At 58.8% G+C, this 16,549-nt stretch carries 13 protein-coding genes and 1 pseudogene; 4 read left to right on the top strand and 10 right to left on the bottom strand.

The window, feature by feature from the left end:
• Positions 1-2 precede the first annotated feature (2 nt).
• Genes ACQR35_RS05445 through ACQR35_RS05465 form a run of 5 tightly spaced genes read right to left on the bottom strand, consistent with a single transcriptional unit; the run spans position 3 to position 5,813 of the window.
• Positions 3-1,184: a cysteine desulfurase family protein gene (locus ACQR35_RS05445; protein WP_430269434.1), complete on the bottom strand. Its 1,182-nt coding sequence runs from the start codon at positions 1,182-1,184 to the stop codon at positions 3-5.
• Entirely contained in the window at positions 1,181-2,089 is a 909-nt protein-coding gene (gene nadC, locus ACQR35_RS05450) for a carboxylating nicotinate-nucleotide diphosphorylase (protein ID WP_430269435.1), read from the bottom strand. The genes ACQR35_RS05445 and nadC overlap by 4 nt, the downstream gene beginning before the upstream one ends.
• The gene (gene nadB, locus ACQR35_RS05455) at positions 2,082-3,779 is read right to left on the bottom strand and encodes an L-aspartate oxidase (RefSeq protein ID WP_430269436.1); all 1,698 of its coding nucleotides are present in this window, start codon (positions 3,777-3,779) and stop codon (positions 2,082-2,084) included. Before nadB ends, nadC begins: the two co-directional genes overlap by 8 nt.
• Before the next feature lie 17 nt (positions 3,780-3,796).
• Positions 3,797-5,095, bottom strand: coding sequence for a quinolinate synthase NadA (gene nadA, locus ACQR35_RS05460; protein ID WP_430269437.1), 1,299 nt, complete (start codon positions 5,093-5,095; stop codon positions 3,797-3,799).
• A complete protein-coding gene (locus ACQR35_RS05465) occupies positions 5,088-5,813 on the bottom strand; it encodes an NUDIX hydrolase (protein WP_430269438.1) in 726 nt (241 codons plus the stop codon). The genes nadA and ACQR35_RS05465 overlap by 8 nt, the downstream gene beginning before the upstream one ends.
• A gap of 235 nt (positions 5,814-6,048) precedes the next feature.
• Between ACQR35_RS05465 and ACQR35_RS05470 the strand changes: the two genes are divergently transcribed.
• Positions 6,049-7,422: an amino acid permease gene (locus tag ACQR35_RS05470; protein ID WP_430269439.1), complete on the top strand. Its 1,374-nt coding sequence runs from the start codon at positions 6,049-6,051 to the stop codon at positions 7,420-7,422.
• 45 nt (positions 7,423-7,467) lie between these two features.
• Positions 7,468-8,292 (top strand): alpha/beta fold hydrolase, encoded by an 825-nt coding sequence (locus ACQR35_RS05475; RefSeq protein WP_430269440.1) that lies wholly within the window; start codon positions 7,468-7,470, stop codon positions 8,290-8,292.
• A gap of 19 nt (positions 8,293-8,311) precedes the next feature.
• Here ACQR35_RS05475 and ACQR35_RS05480 read toward each other — a convergent pair whose 3' ends face one another.
• Positions 8,312-8,749: a helix-turn-helix domain-containing protein gene (locus ACQR35_RS05480; protein WP_430268403.1), complete on the bottom strand. Its 438-nt coding sequence runs from the start codon at positions 8,747-8,749 to the stop codon at positions 8,312-8,314.
• A 188-nt stretch (positions 8,750-8,937) separates the two neighbouring features.
• Here ACQR35_RS05480 and ACQR35_RS05485 point away from each other — a divergent pair, with 188 nt between their 5' ends.
• Positions 8,938-9,591, top strand: coding sequence for a phosphoribosyltransferase (locus tag ACQR35_RS05485; RefSeq protein WP_430269441.1), 654 nt, complete (start codon positions 8,938-8,940; stop codon positions 9,589-9,591).
• Between the two features lies 1 nt (position 9,592).
• Here the strand turns inward: ACQR35_RS05485 and ACQR35_RS05490 are convergent.
• Positions 9,593-9,833: pseudogene (locus ACQR35_RS05490) on the bottom strand (MFS transporter); the annotation flags it as partial.
• A gap of 182 nt (positions 9,834-10,015) precedes the next feature.
• Between ACQR35_RS05490 and ACQR35_RS05495 the strand changes: the two are divergent.
• Complete coding sequence (locus ACQR35_RS05495; protein ID WP_430269442.1) at positions 10,016-10,807, top strand: IclR family transcriptional regulator; 792 nt, start codon at positions 10,016-10,018, stop codon at positions 10,805-10,807.
• Here ACQR35_RS05495 and ACQR35_RS05500 read toward each other — a convergent pair.
• The 3 genes from ACQR35_RS05500 to ACQR35_RS05510 all read right to left on the bottom strand — a co-directional run bounded on the left by ACQR35_RS05500 (position 10,804) and on the right by ACQR35_RS05510 (position 16,477).
• Positions 10,804-12,159, bottom strand: coding sequence for an MFS transporter (locus tag ACQR35_RS05500; RefSeq protein ID WP_430269443.1), 1,356 nt, complete (start codon positions 12,157-12,159; stop codon positions 10,804-10,806). The genes ACQR35_RS05495 and ACQR35_RS05500 overlap by 4 nt on opposite strands.
• Positions 12,160-12,251: 92 nt before the next feature.
• Positions 12,252-15,320, bottom strand: coding sequence for an AAA family ATPase (locus tag ACQR35_RS05505; RefSeq protein WP_430269444.1), 3,069 nt, complete (start codon positions 15,318-15,320; stop codon positions 12,252-12,254).
• Positions 15,317-16,477 carry an exonuclease SbcCD subunit D gene (locus tag ACQR35_RS05510; protein WP_430269445.1) on the bottom strand — a complete coding sequence of 387 codons (1,161 nt, stop codon included), beginning with the start codon at positions 16,475-16,477 and terminating at the stop codon, positions 15,317-15,319. Before ACQR35_RS05510 ends, ACQR35_RS05505 begins: the two co-directional genes overlap by 4 nt.
• Positions 16,478-16,549 lie beyond the last annotated feature (72 nt).

The raw sequence follows: 16,549 nt of genomic DNA on the forward strand, positions 1-16,549 counted from the left end.
GCTCAGGGCTCACCGCCCACCGCACCGCCCACCGCACCGAGTGAGGTAACTCGTTCGACGGCGGTAGTCACCAACGCGGCGGCCCTGCGCACTTGCTCGGCGTCAACCCCTTGCGCAAAGCTAAAGCGCACCGCAGTCTGCGCGATCTCACGAGCCAACCCAATGGCGAGCAGCACCTCAGAGGGCTCGTCAGATCCGGCCGCACACGCGGATCCACTTGAACACACCACGCCAAGCCGTTCGAGCTCAAGGAGCACGGATTCTCCGCTGGTTCCTGGGAAACAGAATGACGCCACAGACGGCAGACGCTGGCTCCTGTGCCCAGTCAGTATGGCGTTGGGGACGCTCGCAAGCACATGGGAAATGAACTCTTCACGCAACACACCGACCCGTTCGGCCTCGGGTGCGGCGCTGGCTGCGCCCAATTCCAAAGCCATGGCCATGGCAACAGCGCCTGCAACATTCTCGGTTCCTGCCCTGCGTCCACGTTCTTGACCACCACCGTGGATGAGTGGCTCGGCGGGGGTCCTGCTCTTCAGATAGGCCACCCCGCACCCCTTGGGTGCGCCAAGTTTGTGCCCAGAAATGCTGAGTGCATCCACTGAAAGATCGTTCACCTTCAACGGTAGCCACCCTGCGGCCTGGACCGCGTCACTATGGAATGGAATGTTGTGCTGATGCGCCAGCTCCGCCAATTCCCGAATATTTTGAACTGTTCCGATCTCATTATTGGCGTACATGATACTGACCAGCGCTGTTTTCTCACCTAGAAATGGCCTCAGGGCAGTAGCTGTCACCACACCAGACTGATCAACCGGAACCACGTCCAGTGCAAAGCCGTGGAAGCGTTCCAGATAGCGCGCGGATTCCAGTACTGCCGGATGTTCCACGGCGGAAATCACCACTCGGTTCAGCGCTGGGTTGCCCGCTTGGCGTGCGAGCGCGATTCCCTTAATGGCGAGGTTGTCTGCCTCAGTTCCTCCCGAGGTGAAAGTGATTTCACTCGCACGGCAGCCCAGCACCTTGGCAACTCTGGATCTGGCGTTGGCCAAGATATCCGCAGCAGTGTGGCCTAGTTCATGGTGGCTTGAGGGGTTACCGAACTCCGCCGTGAGGACCGGCCACATGGCTTCGAGAACTTCACGCCGTACCGGGGTGGTTGCCGCGGCGTCGAGGAAAATCATGGCGTTGTGTTGCCTTTAGTACTGAATTCCACGGCGTTGAGCTCAACATCAAGTCCCAGATCCAGCGCTATCACCGAGTGTGTGAGCGCACCAATGGAGATAACGTCCACTCCGGTTGCCGCGATGTCCGCCACAGTGCTCGCGTTGACGTTGCCGCTGGCTTCCACAATGGCTCTGCCAGCCACTTGTTCCACACCAGCAGCTAGGTCCGCGAGTGCAAAGTTGTCCAACATGATGGTGTCCACGCCGGCGGCGAGCACCGGTTCAATCTGCTCTGCCCGGTCCACTTCCACTTCAAAGTGAACTGTGTGCCCCAACTGCGCTTTGGCCGAACGGAGCGCTTCCGTGAGCAGCGTTGAATCGCCCCCGGTCAGCACCGCTAGGTGATTGTCTTTGGCCATCACTGCGTCGGAAAGACTAAAACGGTGGTTCGCTCCCCCGCCACAACGCACGGCGTAGCGTTCCAAGATCCGCAGTCCCGGCGTCGTTTTTCTGGTGTCCGTAATACGGGCTTTGGTTCCAGCCACCAGCGAGACAAACGTGGCAGTTTGGGTGGCGATCGCGCTCATTCGTTGCACCAAGTTCAAGGCAACACGTTCCGCCAGCAGCACCGCTCGGGCGTTTCCGCCGACGGTGGCCAGCACGGTCCCGGCCTCAAAGCGTTCACCTTCAGGAACCAAAAGTTCGACGACGGCATGTGGGTCCGTGCGCAGCATCGCCGCGGCGAATACGGGACCGCCGGAGAAAACGCCTGAGACTCGTGCTCGGAGCGCGGCTTGAGCGGTGGCAGTTTCCGGGATCAGCACTTGGGAGGTGATGTCCCCATAGGGTGCGTCCTCGTTCAGTGCCCGGGTGAGAATCTCGTCAATCGCGGCCTGTGGCAGGCTCACCGTAGTTTTAGTCATTGATCAGGCTCGCTTTCTTGCAATACGTGTAGCGCCGTTCTGGGCTTGACGCGAAGTTCTGGGGCAAGCTGTCGTGCCGGTAGTGGGCACCAAGAGAGGTTTGGCGTTCTTGCGCGGCGCGGACCATCAGTTGAGCAGCTAGCAGCAGATTCGAGTCTTCGGGGTCCTGCGGCTCCTCACCAGCTGCCCAAGCGGCCAGGAGGTCTGCAGCTTCCCGTAAATGAACACCGTCCCGCAACACCCCTACATGCGTAGTCATCAACTGACGCAGCGAGCTCCGGGAAAACTTGCGTTCATCGGCGCCTGGAGCGACGGCCCACTCGTGGTCCGGTAGCGTTCCACCAGCGTGCGCAAACCCGAGGCCGCAATCGGCCGAGTTTACGTACAAAGGGGCAGGATCGAACGACGCCCGACTAGCGCTAGAGCTACAGCGAGAAGCAAGAAAAGTGCCAACAGCACGTCGGCCAAAAACCAGACCTTCGAGTAAGGAGTTACTGGCCAAACGGTTAGCCCCATGCACTCCCGTGCAAGCAACTTCTCCGGCCGCGAGCAGCCCTGGAACATTGGTTCGGCCGTGCAGATCGGTCACTACACCGCCCATCCAGTAGTGAGCAGCCGGCGCCACCGGAATCAGTTCTTGAGTCCAGTCCAGTCCTGCGGCCAAGGTGAGCTTAGTGAGCGTGGGAAAACGTCTAGCCAAAAACCCTGAACCGCGCTGAGCTTCAATCCCTCGAGCATCCAAAAAGACGTGGCCCGCTGGGTCCCCTAGAGAATCCAGGTGGAGGGCAATGCTCCTGGAAACTACATCGCGCGGGGCCAGCTCCGCATCGGCGTGGTAGCTAGGCATAAATCTGGTGCCGCGAGAATCCAGCAGCACGGCTCCTTCACCGCGCACCGCCTCGGAAATCAGCAGCGGAGCAGAACCCTCACCGGCAGGAACCATCGCAGTGGGGTGGAATTGGAAGAATTCAAGATCGCTCACCTCAGCGCCTGCACGCCATGCCAAGGCCAAACCATCCGCGGTGGCAACAAGCGGGTTGGTGGTCTGGGCGAACAACTGACCCGCCCCGCCGCTGGCCAAAAGGACTGCATCACACAGGATCTCTTTGGCCACGCCGGCGTGCAAAAACTCCACTCCGGTGACGGCCCCGGCATCCAGCACCAAGCGTGTGACCTGCGCGTGGGCCAGCACAGTCAAACGCCCTGCCTGTGCCGCTGCGAGGACCGCCTCCACCAGTGCCGAAGCAACACCAGCTCCGGTTGCGTCACCACCAGCATGCAAAATTCGTGGCGCAGAGTGTGCCGCTTCCAAGCCTAAGGCGAGGCGTCCGTCGTCGTCAGTGTCAAAGTGGACACCAAAGCGAGCCAGCCCAGCAATGTCCTCCCGGGCCTCCGTACACAACACCCGGACGGCTTCTTCAGAGCAATGCCCAGCACCGGCACGGAGAGTGTCTGCGATGTGTGCCGCTACCGTGTCCCCAGGCGAGGGCTCGGCCAGCACTGCGGAGATCCCACCTTGAGCAAAGTAGGTATTGCTCTGTCTCAGCTCTCCCTTACTCAACAGCACCACTTCGGCACCGCCTTCGGCAGCTAATAGCGCGGAGTAGAGCCCTGCAATTCCACTTCCGACGACGACGAGCCGCCGCCGCTGAACGCCTGCCCCAGCCGATTCTCGGCTCCCAATATCCATGGTTGGTGTCCTCAGGCCTAGGCTGGCTTTGCGGCGAGCATCCGCTCGAGCGCAATTTTGGCTCCGCTTTGCACAGCGGGGTCCACCGAGATTTGGTTGACCACTTCGCCACGGACCAGCGCTTCAAGTACCCATGCAAGGTAGCCCGGGTGAATCCGGTACATCGTGGAGCACGGGCAAATCACCGGGTCCAGGCAGAATATGGTGTGTTGCGGGTACTCCTCAGCCAAACGGTTGACCATGTTGATCTCGGTGCCGATGGCGAACGTGGCGGGTTCGGGGGCAGCCGCAATGGCCTTTTTGATGAAGTCCGTGGAACCGGCAGAATCGGCCGCGTCCACCACTTCCATGGGGCATTCGGGGTGCACAATGACTTGCACTCCCGGGTGCTCAGCACGAGCCTTCGCGATCTGGGAGACATTAAAGCGTTTGTGGACTGAGCAGAAACCGTGCCACAAGATCACTTGCGCATCTTCAAGGGCCTCGGAGGTGTTTCCGCCGAGGTCTTGGCGCGGGTTCCACATGGGCATACGCTCCAGCGGGACGCCCATGGCCTTTGCGGTGTTCCTGCCCAGGTGCTGGTCCGGGAAGAACAGCACTCGCTGGCCACGTTCAAAAGCCCATTTGAGGACAGTCGCTGCGTTGGAGGAGGTGCAGACAATTCCGCCATTCTCACCACAGAAGGCTTTGAGCGCTGCCGACGAATTCATGTAGGTGACTGGGATGACCGGAACGCGGCCATCGGCGTCGGGCGCTGTACCGTAAATCTCGGTCAATTGTTCCCAGCACTCTTGCACGGAGTCGATGTCGGCCATGTCTGCCATCGAGCAGCCAGCCGCAAGGTTTGGCAGGATCACCGCTTGGTCCGCTGTGGAGAGGATGTCTGCTGTCTCGGCCATAAAGTGCACACCACAAAAAACGATTGCCTCGGCCTTGGGCCGAGTCAGCGCCGCATTGGCCAGTTGGAACGAGTCACCCACAAAATCTGCGTGGGCTATCACTTCGTCGCGTTGGTAGAAGTGCCCCAGAACCACGGCACGCTCGCCCAATACTGCTTTGGCTGCAACGATGCGGGCGTGCAGTTCGGCGTCGGAAGCGTCTTTGTACTCTTGCGGCAACTGGCCCTGCCGTGGTGTGGCGGCCGGTGCCCGGTCAGCGCTCGAAGCTCCGGGACCGTAGCCCGGTGTGCCGACAAGGGCCTCGGCGATGTCGTATTCCCACGGTCCTTTGGCTAGCTCCGGGCTGCACGTGGAAGCCGGTGCATTTTCGGCCTGTTCGCGGGTGATCACCTGAATTGCTGTGTTGACGCTAGTCATGGTTGCTCCTGTTTTCAATGTCTAGCCCGGGTGTTCCGGTGAATCTGTAGAGACGAGGGGGACGGTGTTTGCCGCCTTGTAAGTACTGGTCGGTTTCTTCAATGTGAGCTGAAGCTTTGAGCTGGCGGCGAAAGTTTGCCGGGTCCAATTGCCTGTCCAGTACTGCTTCGTAGACTTCACGCAATTGCGACAGCGTGAAATATTCGCCCAAAAAGTGGTAGGCCAACTGCCCATATTCGAGCTTGTTTCGTAGCCGCCACAGCGCATATTCCACAATCTCGTTGTGGTCAAAGGCGAGCTCCGGGACGCGGTCCGCACGGAACCACTTCACATTTTCTGAGTCGTCGGCCAGCGCAGCTTCGGTGGGCTGCACGAGCGCCCAGTAGACAATGCTGACCACACGTTGGGCCGGTGAACGGTGCAGACCCCCAAAAGCGTAAAGCTGTTCAAGGTAGTTCGGGGCCAGACTTGTGGTCTCTAGGAGATTGCGTGCAGCGGCGTCCTGAAGGGATTCTGCGTGGCTTAGTGGCCCACCGGGCAGCGCCCACTGGTCCAAATAGGGTTCACGAATGCGTCGCACCAAGGGGATCCAGAGGGTAGGGCGCCCGCTTTTTGCACTGGGCCGCAGGGCAAAAATCACTGTGGAAATGGCCAAGAGCGGCGGTGCGCTGCGGCGTTCCGATACATTGGCCGCCCCCGGGTAAGTCATTACTGGCATGGATGCCTCCTCTCCAGTGGTCCCATTCATTACTTCGAACCTGTGGCCAGATCCGGTGATCAGATCCAGCCTTCCCATTCGGGGTTCAACCCGATCGACTAGTTAAAGTCACATCGACTAAAACTAATGATATGCGCGTTGTGGACAATCACCAACTACCTCGTCATTTGGCCCCCAGAGATACTCGCGGTGTAAAACTAAGTGACCCCTCCAGCGAACGCAAGGTGCAATTGTTATGAGCCACTCCCCCGTCCAAGAACGGCCCCACGCCGAACTGGGACATTCCATGAAGCCACGCCAGCTGACCATGATGGGGCTCGGCAGCGCCATCGGTGCTGGACTGTTTCTCGGCTCAGGAAAAGGTGTCCAGGAAGCTGGCCCAGCCGTTCTGATCTCCTACTTAGTGGCCGGGGCCCTGATCATCATTGTGATGTGGGCCTTGGGTGAGATGGCGGCTGCGAATCCAAACTCCGGGGCTTTCTCTGTTTACGCACAAAAGGCCTTAGGTCCCACCGCTGGCGCCACCTTGGGTTGGTTGTGGTGGTTTCAGCTTGTGGTTGTGATTGCCGCGGAGGCTTTGGGCGCGGCCGGGCTGTTATTCAGCGTCTGGCCGGTTATCCCGGTCTGGCTATTGTCGCTGGCTTTTATGGTCATATTCACTGGGATCAATCTGGCTGGCGTCAAGAACTTTGGCGAGTTTGAATTCTGGTTTTCTATCCTCAAAGTCGCTGCCATTGTGGCGTTTTTGTTGATAGGAATTGCCCTGATCGCCGGCTGGTTGCCGTCCTCCGTAGCGCCCGGGTTCGGCCTGCTGGGCGCTGACTTCGCGCCGCATGGACTCGGTGGTATTGCCACGGCTTTGTTTGTGGTCATTTTTGCGTTTGGTGGCACCGAGATTGTCTCGGTAGCAGCAGCCGAAACTGAGAACCCTTCACGCTCGGTAGCCCTCGCTGTGCGAACAGTGGTGTGGCGCATTCTGGTGTTCTACATCGGATCCGTACTGGTCATCGCCACCTTGCTGCCCGCCACATCGCCAGCCCTCGAGTCGCCCTTCGCTGGTGTTCTGAACCTAGCTGGCATCCCGGGTGCCGGTGCGGCAATCACTCTGGTAGCCGTCGTCGCACTTTTATCCGCCCTCAACGCCAACCTCTATGGCGCATCCCGGATGGTCTTTTCCTTGGCCGATCGTGGTGAGGCGCCAGCCATTCTTGGACGGCTCAACGCTCACCAGGTCCCCGCCGCCGCGGTCAGCGTCTCCGTGGCGTTTGGCTTTGTGGCAACCGTTCTTGAGCTGTTGTTCCCCGGCAAAATCCTGGACATGCTGCTCAATCTGGTGGGCTCAACCTGCCTGATTGTTTGGGGCACGGCACTCGTCTCCCAAATAGTGCTCCGGCGCCGGGCGGAACGGGAAGGCACCGAGCTGCCCCTGCGTATGCGCGGATTCCCCTATCTCAGCATTGCTGGCTTGGTGTTGTTAGTGGCGATCCTTGCGGTTGGTTTCAGCGCCGAGGATAGCCGCAACCAGCTCTTCAGCAGCCTTGCGCTGATCGCTGGCATTGCCGTGGCCTGCTACATCACTACTCGACGCTCCGCTGCCATCCGGCGGTAAGGTTGCAGTAGAACGCACGGACACCAGATTCCAGGAGGCTCAACGATGAGCGGCAGGCATAGCGGAGCGGAAATGCGGCACACGGTAGAGGGCACTGACCCTGGACTGTTTGTTGAAGTTCATCGGCCCGAACAAGTTTCGGCGTTGCCGCCGGTTCTGCTGATCCACGGTTTTGCTTCTTCAGCCAGGCTCAACTGGCAGGACACCGGGTGGCTCAACGCACTGCTGAAGGCGGGGCGAACGGTTATTACCGTTGATTTGCCGGGGCACGGCCAAAGCACAGCGCCGGAGGACATGGATTCCTATGCCCCCAGCCGGATCCGTGCGGATTTACTACAAATTGCGTACGACGCCGGGGCACGCCCCGTGCGCGAGGGGGATGCTTCCAGCGGGCTAGACATCATTGGTTATTCCTTCGGCGCCCGCCTCGCTTGGGAGCTGGGCGCAACCCAGCGCGGGCTAGTGCGCCGCATGGTTCTCGGTGGTCCTGCCCGTCACGATCCCCTAGCGGCATTCGACCTGCGCGCCGCCCAACAGTACTTGGCCGACGGCACTCCGATTACCGACGCGTCCACCGCAAGCTTGCTCAAAATGGCTCAGTTGCTGCCATCCAACAACATTTTTGCCCTGCTTACGCTAGTTGAAGCCGTCAAAGTTGAGCCCTTCGACCCCGCAGAAGCGGCCCCCAGTATGCCTGTTTTGTTGATTGCCGGGGATCAAGACGAGCGCGCTGACACCATTCCCGAGCTGATATCCCTGCTGCCTGGCGGCACAGCACAACAAGTAATCATTCCCGGCAGGACGCACTTCAACGCCATCACGAGCCGGATGTTCAAGGACGCAGCCATCGAGTTTCTCGCCAAGGATTGAGGGCTGGAGGGCTTCGGGACTATTCCCCTTCTTCTTCCTCGATAAATTCTTCAATCGCCCGGGAAAGCCTGCGCATACAGTCGATGGTTTGAGCTCGCTCTTCGGCACTAATGGCTGCGGCAGTCGCGTCACGGAGACGGTCAACGTGCGCTGTCACCTTCGCATCAACCTCACGGCCTTTATCCGTCAGACGCAAGAGCCCATCGCTTGAGCTAATCATTCCGGCTTCAATGAGCTGGCCAGTAGCAATCTCCCAGTTTTCCTCATTGTCCCGCCAAAACGGTTCCAAGGCAGTCTCGAGCTCGTCATTGCTCAAAGCGGTATCCCGGAGAACATAAAGGACAAACGTTTGGTTGTCCTTAACACCCAAATCCGCGTAGCCCATTTCAGCTGCCTTGATCAATTTCAGGTTCAACCTGTCAACCCAGTAGCCAATAGTGTTGGGCTCGGTAGCCATAAATCCTCCCGGTCATCTCTCGTGCCGATTCTAGCCCCCCAGAGACCAGCATTGACTGGACCGTGGCAAAAATGACGAACTCATCCCTGTGATGGGTTTAGGCTAGGTGCGCACCACGGCAAATTCACAGTCCCTCTCCATGAATGGACTGAAATTTTGTTGAGGAAACTGCCTGACCTGGAGGATTCGTGAGTTATCGCTTTGCCGACCGTGCCGAGGCCGGCCGTCGCTTGGCCATGGCATTGCCACAATTGCGCGAACAACAGGACACCGTGGTGTTAGGACTGGCCCGAGGTGGCGTTGCCGTTGCCGCCGCTACAGCCCGCGAGCTCTACCTGCCCTTCGGTGCACTCCTAGTGCGTAAACTCGGCATTCCTTCCCATCCAGAAACCGCGTATGGTGCTTTGGCCCATTCCCAAGGACGCATTGTTCGCATCTTGGACCGGCGCATCACCCGTGGCATGTTGAGCCGAGAGGTCACCACTACACAGCTCGCCGAAATCGAACAAACTGAGCGTGCGGCTCTTGAACGGCAAGTACAGCTCTACCCTGTTACGCCCCCCGTTAAAGGAAAAACGGTTCTGATCATCGATGACGGTCTAGCCACTGGTGCCACCATGCGGGCCGGCATCGAGGCAGTAAAAGATCTGGGCGCTTCGAGAGTTTTGCTTGCTGTGCCAGTAGCCTCGGTGGAAGCCTCCCGGGCACTCCAACGCGTGAGTGAAGGGCTTGTGGCCCTGCAAACCCCAGGCAAGTTTCACGCCGTCGGATCTTATTACCGCGACTTCCCACAACTTTCTGACGCGGACTGCATTCAGCTCCTCACCCCGCGGCCCAACTAGTGGTGGCTGCCCATTTAGTGGGGTTCAGCAACCATTCGGCAATCGAAGCGGCGAAGGCCCCACCCAAGATTGCGCCCAATGCGTAGCCGATCGAGATCCCGGAGTATCGAATATTGGCGAGGAACATCTCCGCGTACATCGAGGACTGTGGGCCGTAAGAAAGACCCAGGCGTACCCAAGAGAAACGTTTTACCTCGACCGATCTTGTCAGAGAGCCAACCACCAACCAAGGTGAAGATCAGCCGGGTTGGAACTCATGTCCCGCCTCCTCTACCTGAATCCCAGGAAATCGTTTCAGCAAGCCTGCCCTGATTGGCACCGTTCGATAATCGGTCGACTCGTTCTCCCAAAGAACTCCAAGTCAGTGCGACACAGATCACAATGATGCGTTCCGCGCCTCTCAACTTCCCCATAAGATGGCTCAATGACCGCCGATACTGATGCCAGCAATGCAGCTTTGAACGCTCCGCCAGAGAACGCTCCAACCTCAGCCCCGGCGTCACAAACCCTGTCCCGTGGCATTCGGGCCTTGGAAATTTTGGCGCAGTCAGCCGAGCCGCTGAGCATCGTCCAGTTAGCAGAAGCAATGGAGGTGCACCGTTCGGTGGCCTATCGAATTTTGCGGACTTTGGAGGATCACTCGCTTCTAGTCCGGGACGACGCAGGCCGGGTGACGGTTGGCCCCGGACTGGCAGTACTAGCCCGCGGGGTCTCTCGAGATCTGCAATCGGCTGCTTTACCGGAATTAAACAACCTCGCTAATTCACTGCACATCAGCGCGTTTGTGGCGGTGTGGGACCGCGAGGACTGCGTTACGCTGCTCACCGTGGAGCCGAAGCATACCGGAGCCACGATCGCGCAGCGGCCAGGTACACGCCACCGAATTAATGCGGGGGCGCCGGGGCTAGCCATCCAATCAACCATGACTCAAAAGCAGTGGCAGAACGCCGCGCCAGGGATCCCCTACCGCCCAGAAGCTGTGGCAGCCCGCGAACTCGGTTATGCGATGAGCCACGATGAAGTCATTGCCGGAGTTTCATCGATTGCTGCACCCATCCGGGTACCCGGTGGGCGCCCCGCTGCGCTTGCCACGGTGTACATCCGCACCGATCAACAGCCAGCCCACATTGGCGGACTACTCCACGCAGCAGCTCAACGTATCGAAACGTCACTCGGCTCATCATCCGGCCCGGTGGACCAACAGCACCGCCGTTAGTTCGGCGTCGTAGTCTGCTTCCGGCGTTTAACTACGACGGCGGCTGCCGCACCGAGCAGCAAAAGGGCTACCGCCGCTGCTACCGGGACAAGGAATGCGGGGGTGTAGCCGTGGCTTTGGGCGATGCTGCCGGCCACCGATGAGCCAATTGCTGTACCCGTCACAATGCCACTGGCCAGCATTGTCATAACAGTGCCCAGATTCTGCACCGGAGATACAAGTCCACCAATCGCAAACACCGTCACCATCACCGGCCCCACCGTTAGGCCTAGCAATAGCAGGACGGGAATCATGGGGCCCAAAGAATGCGGCAACAATAGCAACGGGGCAACAACCACCATGGCAGCTGCACAAACAATCCAACGGGCAGTGTGGCCAAAGCGCTCCGGCCATGCAGCCACTGTTAAGGCGGAGGCCGCGGAGCTCAGACCCATCACCGAGTAAAGCAGTCCGGCAAGATCAGATGTGGCGAAGGAGCCTGCAAAGGCGCCCAAGGCGGTTTGTGTGGAGCCAAAAAGCGTACCCATACACACCATCGCTGCCACTGGAATAGCCACAGCAACCCATTGGCCAGCTGCGCTTGATGTCCGCTCTTGGCGCGGACGCGAAGTCCCTGATGCCACTGCCCGGTGGGTTGGGTGGACGGCAAATGCTGGGACCAGTACCAGCGTCAGAAGCGCAGCGAGAGCAAGCGGCAACCACGGTGTAACCAGGCTTGCCAGAATACCCACCAAGGCCGGTCCCAGAACGAAGGTGAGCTCATCAGCGGTGCTCTCATAGGACATGGCTGTATCCAAGTCCCCTGCCGCTCCGGAGGTCCCATTTTTGGTGATAGCCATCCATCTCACGCGGGCCAAGGGACCCACCTGTGGGCACGTAAAGCCGGATAGCAAGGCACTCACGAGGCAAACGATCAGCCCGGTGCCTTCGAAGGAAGTGGCTGAATACGCGGCCAGAATAAGACCGATAACAGCAAGAGTGTTCAGGATTGCTGCAATCTGCAGCACTGGGCGCTGGCCAAAACGGTCGGCCAAGGTGCCCACAATCGGCGCGCCAATCGCTGAGCCTGTTCCCACCGCGCCAGCGGCAAGGCCACCAACTGCATAGGAGCTGCTAACTGCGGTGAGGAGCGTGAGAGCTCCGACGGTCAGCATGGCCAGAGGCAAACGAGCAAAAAGCCCTAAGGGGATAAAGCCCTTGCCGGCGAGGCGCGGAAGTGCGCCGTAGCGGCGGAACATTCCGGCAAGTTTTTCGGTAGGTGCCACGTCCGAGGAAGCAGTTGCGCTAGGTGCTTGCTGGGACGGGCTTGCGTTCGAGCTTGGCAGTTTGGAGGTTGCCTGTGGATCGCTCATAAGTCACTCCGGGTACATCAACAGTGTATGCATCGTCCCTCCACCCGACGCACGCAACCCGGTAACTCATCCATTATACGTACTTGCCGTGGCTAAGCGAGGCTGCTCAAATCCACAAACTTCAGTGTGGATCCTTGCCTGCCCTTCATCAATTGCAGCTGAGCCGGGATCCGCATTTTCATCTCGGCGACGTGACTGACTAGCCCCACCATTCGGCCACCCTCGCGCAATGACTCTAGAGCGTCCATGACTTGTTCGAGTGCTTGCTCGTCCAAGCTGCCAAAGCCTTCGTCAACAAACAAGGTGTCAATCTCCACACCACCAGACTCCTGCTGAACTACGTCAGCTAGGCCAAGCGCCAGTGCCAGGGAGGCCATAAATGACTCTCCACCGGAGAGCGTGGACGTTTCGCGCGACTGTCCTGTCCACAAGTCCACCACTTCCAATCCAAGCCCCGATTTCTGGTTACGCACTGCCCGGGCGTCGGTGTGAGCCAAGCTGTAACGGCCATCGCTCATAGTCAGCAAGCGCGTTGAGGCTTCCTCGGCAACGCGTTCCAAACGGGCCGCAAGCACATAGCTATTGAGCGACATTCGCCGCGAGTTCTCCCCGTTACCAGCTGATGTCTGCGCCAAAGAACTGAGCATCGCAGCTCGCTCCCACACAGGACCATTCGCCGCGCTTTGATCGGCAAACACTTTGGCAGCTTTGGTGATTTGTTCCACGGCGCTGTGGCTCAAATCGGCTTGCCGCTGGAGAGAGCGCAACTGCTCAGTGGAGGTCTCCAACACCTCGTTGAGATGCGTGACTTCTGCGCGCAACGTATCCGATGTAAAGCTGTCCGGGGCCTCTGCTGCTGCAAGTTCGGTCTGAGCCTGGATCAGCGCATCGCTTGAGAACAACTGTTCAAGCTGAGCCTGTTCAGTTTCATACTTTCGCAGGCTCTGCTCCAGCGCGGTCAGATCAGCGCTGCTCAACAGCCCCACCCGGACCTGCTCGGAGGACTCAAAGTGCTGCTTGGCGAGGGCCTGCTGAAGTTTGCTTTCGCTTTCTTGGAGGGCTGCCGTGGCCACAACTACTCGTGCCCTTGCATCAGCATTGGCTTGCAGGACGTCTCGTTTGCGCTCAAGGACGGTGATTCGTTCGGCCAAGGTGCTGGCCCCGGCCCGGAGCTCTTGAAGTTCGGCGTTGAGTTGATTCAGCTCTGCGCTTGCAACGGCGAGCTGTTGTTCTGCCGCGATGCGCTGCTGCTCTGCAGCTTCTATTTTTTGGTCAACGGCTGCCAGCTGGGCTTCCACAGCCGTTTTGTTCTCCTGCGCATCGGAGAGTTTTTTGCTGGCCGATTTAATCCGTGCAACACGCTCTTGGGCAGCGGCAAGCTGAGCTTGAGCCACGCTGAGTTCAGTAGAACCGCCCTTACCGTCAAGGTGAGCCACTGCGATCTTGCGCTCCGCCAAAACGGCATCCGCTTGTGACTCAGCGCTCGTGGCGGCTTCATACCCTGCGAAGGCTTCTTTTTCGAGCTCGCCGAGGTTGCCAGAGCCCTCGCTAGGTGAAGCCGGATGCGGGTGATCAGACGAACCACAGACCGGGCATTCGTGTCCGGCTTCTAGCGTTGCCGCAAGTTCTGCTGCAGCATTCTGCAGGCGTTGTTCACGCAAGGAAAACCACTGCGAACGCAAGGATTGAGTGTTTCCTTTGGCAACGTTATGCGCCTGAGCAGCGCTTTCACGTTCAACCACGGCCACCGAATATTCACCGATGAGGGAAATGAATTCTCGGGCTGCTTCCACTGCCTGAGCCGCCGCGTCGAGGGACTCTTGAGAACGCTCCAGCTCCGCAATTTCCTCGTTTAGCGTGGTCAGCGTGTTTTTCCCGAGCGCTGCTTCCTGGCGCTGCTCTTCGATTCGCGTCACCGCTTGTTGAGCCTCGGATTCGAAGCTGCGAATGGTCGCCTCGAGAGAATCAACGCGTTTTTCTTGAGTCACACCGTGACGAAGTACAGCTAGGTCGTCAACGGTTTGGGTCAAAACCTCGCGTTGTTCTACATCCCCGAGCTGTTCCAAACCCAGCTCCTGAAGTTGCTCAACAGCAGCAGTTTCGCTCTCTAGTGAAGCACTGAGCTCTTGGCTTGCCGCCAGGTGGGCATCAAGCACCGGCACCACGGTTTGAGCGGCTCGATGAACACGCAGGGATTTGGCCTGCTCGATGTAGAGCGCTTCTTCGGCATCGTGGGCCATTTTCCGCACTTGTGCAAGTTCTAGTTGCAGGTGTCGCTCTTGGGTTTTGACGGCCTCTTGAACAGCATTTTGGTGTGCAACAAAAGTCTCGGCGGCAACACTCGTTGCTTGGGCCTGTTCAGAAGCTACGGCACCGCCTTGAGCGAGCAACCATTCAAGCCTGCTCGCCGCTTTGTCCACGTCCAAGGCATCTTCGGCCTGGATGGCAGGCACCTCGGACTCGGGGAAGGAGGGCAACTGCTCCAGGAGCGGCGCGGCAGCGTTTTCAGCCCCCAACAATACGTTGCGCAATCCGTGCTCAAGGGCGTTGATTTGTTCTTTGGCCTCTGTTGCCATTTGGGAGAGCTGCTTCTCCACAGCTTCAAAAACGCCTGTGCCAAAGAGCTTCTGAAGAAGTACCCGGCGGTCCTCCTCTTTGGACCTGAGGAACGCCGCAAAGTCGCCTTGGGGAAGCATCACTACCCGGGTGAATTGTTCCCGGTCCATGCCCAATACTGCAGAAATTTCAGCGCCAACTTCATCATTGCGCGTGGACTTTTCTTCCCATCGACCATCAACAAATTCCCGTAACCGGCTCGTGGCATTTTGCGTCACAAAGCCTCTTGAAGAACGGGTACTGGGTTTGGCCCACTGCGGGCTGCGAAGCACCTCAAAGCGCCGCCCCTGAGCGGTGAACTCACACAGCACACTTGGCTCAGCTTCAGGTGCAGCGTGATCGCTCCGAAGGCGTTTGCCGTCTTGCCGAACCCCAGGTACTGAACCGTACAGGGCATAACAAATGGCGTCCAAAACACTGGTTTTACCCGAGCCTGTGGGTCCGTTGAGCAAAAACAAACCGTGCTCCCCCAGTGCATCAAAGTCGACGCTTTCTTCGCCAGCAAAGGGGCCGAAGGCGTTGATCACCAAACGGTGGATTCTCACTTGCTACCCTCCAGGGCGCGAACACTTTCAAGAGCCTCAACCAAGCTTTGGCGCTCCGGTTCGGATGCCGGCCGGTCACGAACGTGATCAAGAAATCCGCAACAGACATCAAGCTCATCCACGGCTTCACGCACCCTTTGGCTGTACGTCTTCTTCTGGCTTAGCTGGGCGCCTTCGGGGTCAAAACTTAGGACCAGGGTGTGCGGAAATCTGCTCCTGATCGAATCCATGGCCTGGGCCGGTTTTTGTGTGTCGGTCAGAGTCACTTGGCAATAGGCTTCTTGCGCCCACTCAAGCTGCGGATCTTCAAGCAGCCCGGCCAAAGTCCCACGCAATACCGCTAGCTGGCGCAGTGACGTAAAAGGCACTTCCCGCACCGACGTTACTCCGGCTGCGTCTATCTCCACTAACCATGCACCCTTTTGGTGCCGAGCCTCAGAGAAGGAATACGGGAGCGGTGAGCCTGAATACCGCACGGTTTCTGAAAGAGTCTGCCGGCCATGTAAATGTCCCAAGGCGGTGTAATCAAAGCCTTGGAAAAGATCCAGTGGAACAGCACCTAGCCCACCAATGTTCAGGTCCCGCTCGCTCTCTGAGGTGATACCGCCGCTGGCAAAGGTATGCGCCATCACCACCGAGACAACCGTTCCAGCATGGCGCCGCGCCTGTAAGTCTGCGTGGATACGTTCAACGGCCGCTTGCGTGACTGAAAAGTGCCCCGGCTGTTCCACGTCCAGGGCCGCAGCCACCATCCTCGGTTCCAAAAACGGAATTCCGTAAACGGCTAGCTCAAACCCATCACCTTCAACAACGCAAGGCTGAGCGAGTTCCGAAACCCGGGTGCGCAAAAAAACTCCACCGCGCTCTAGAAGCCGTGAAGCGAAACCCAACCGAATCGCAGAATCGTGATTACCACTGGTGATCACCACCTTGCATCCTGTTGCAGTGACCCGAACCAGAGCATCATCAAAAAGATTCACCACGTCTACGGGCGGCAAGGCACGGTCATAAACGTCCCCGGAGATCAGCAGCACGTCCACTTCTTCAGTGACGACTGTTTCCACCAATTGGTCCACAAATGACCGTTGAGCCTCCAACATCCCGGCCCCGTGGAAAGAACGGCCAAGGTGCCAATCTGAGGTGTGCAAAATCCGCATATAACCAAACTAGCGGCACCCGCCGACACTTTAGTGCCGGCGGGTGCCGCTAGCGTGCGAGGACACAGCATT

The sequence above is a fragment of the Pseudarthrobacter sp. J1738 genome, assembly GCF_050490315.1.
GTDB lineage: Bacteria > Actinomycetota > Actinomycetes > Actinomycetales > Micrococcaceae > JBNPEO01.

Coding starts and splice junctions, on each gene's coding strand:
- ACQR35_RS05445 (WP_430269434.1), bottom strand. CDS start 1,184: ATGATTTTCCTCGACGCCGCGGCAACCACCCCGGTACGGCGTGAAGTT.
- nadC (WP_430269435.1), bottom strand. CDS start 2,089: ATGACTAAAACTACGGTGAGCCTGCCACAGGCCGCGATTGACGAGATT.
- nadB (WP_430269436.1), bottom strand. CDS start 3,779: ATGGATATTGGGAGCCGAGAATCGGCTGGGGCAGGCGTTCAGCGGCGG.
- nadA (WP_430269437.1), bottom strand. CDS start 5,095: ATGACTAGCGTCAACACAGCAATTCAGGTGATCACCCGCGAACAGGCC.
- ACQR35_RS05465 (WP_430269438.1), bottom strand. CDS start 5,813: ATGCCAGTAATGACTTACCCGGGGGCGGCCAATGTATCGGAACGCCGC.
- ACQR35_RS05470 (WP_430269439.1), top strand. CDS start 6,049: ATGAGCCACTCCCCCGTCCAAGAACGGCCCCACGCCGAACTGGGACAT.
- ACQR35_RS05475 (WP_430269440.1), top strand. CDS start 7,468: ATGAGCGGCAGGCATAGCGGAGCGGAAATGCGGCACACGGTAGAGGGC.
- ACQR35_RS05480 (WP_430268403.1), bottom strand. CDS start 8,749: ATGGCTACCGAGCCCAACACTATTGGCTACTGGGTTGACAGGTTGAAC.
- ACQR35_RS05495 (WP_430269442.1), top strand. CDS start 10,016: ATGACCGCCGATACTGATGCCAGCAATGCAGCTTTGAACGCTCCGCCA.
- ACQR35_RS05500 (WP_430269443.1), bottom strand. CDS start 12,159: ATGAGCGATCCACAGGCAACCTCCAAACTGCCAAGCTCGAACGCAAGC.
- ACQR35_RS05510 (WP_430269445.1), bottom strand. CDS start 16,477: ATGCGGATTTTGCACACCTCAGATTGGCACCTTGGCCGTTCTTTCCAC.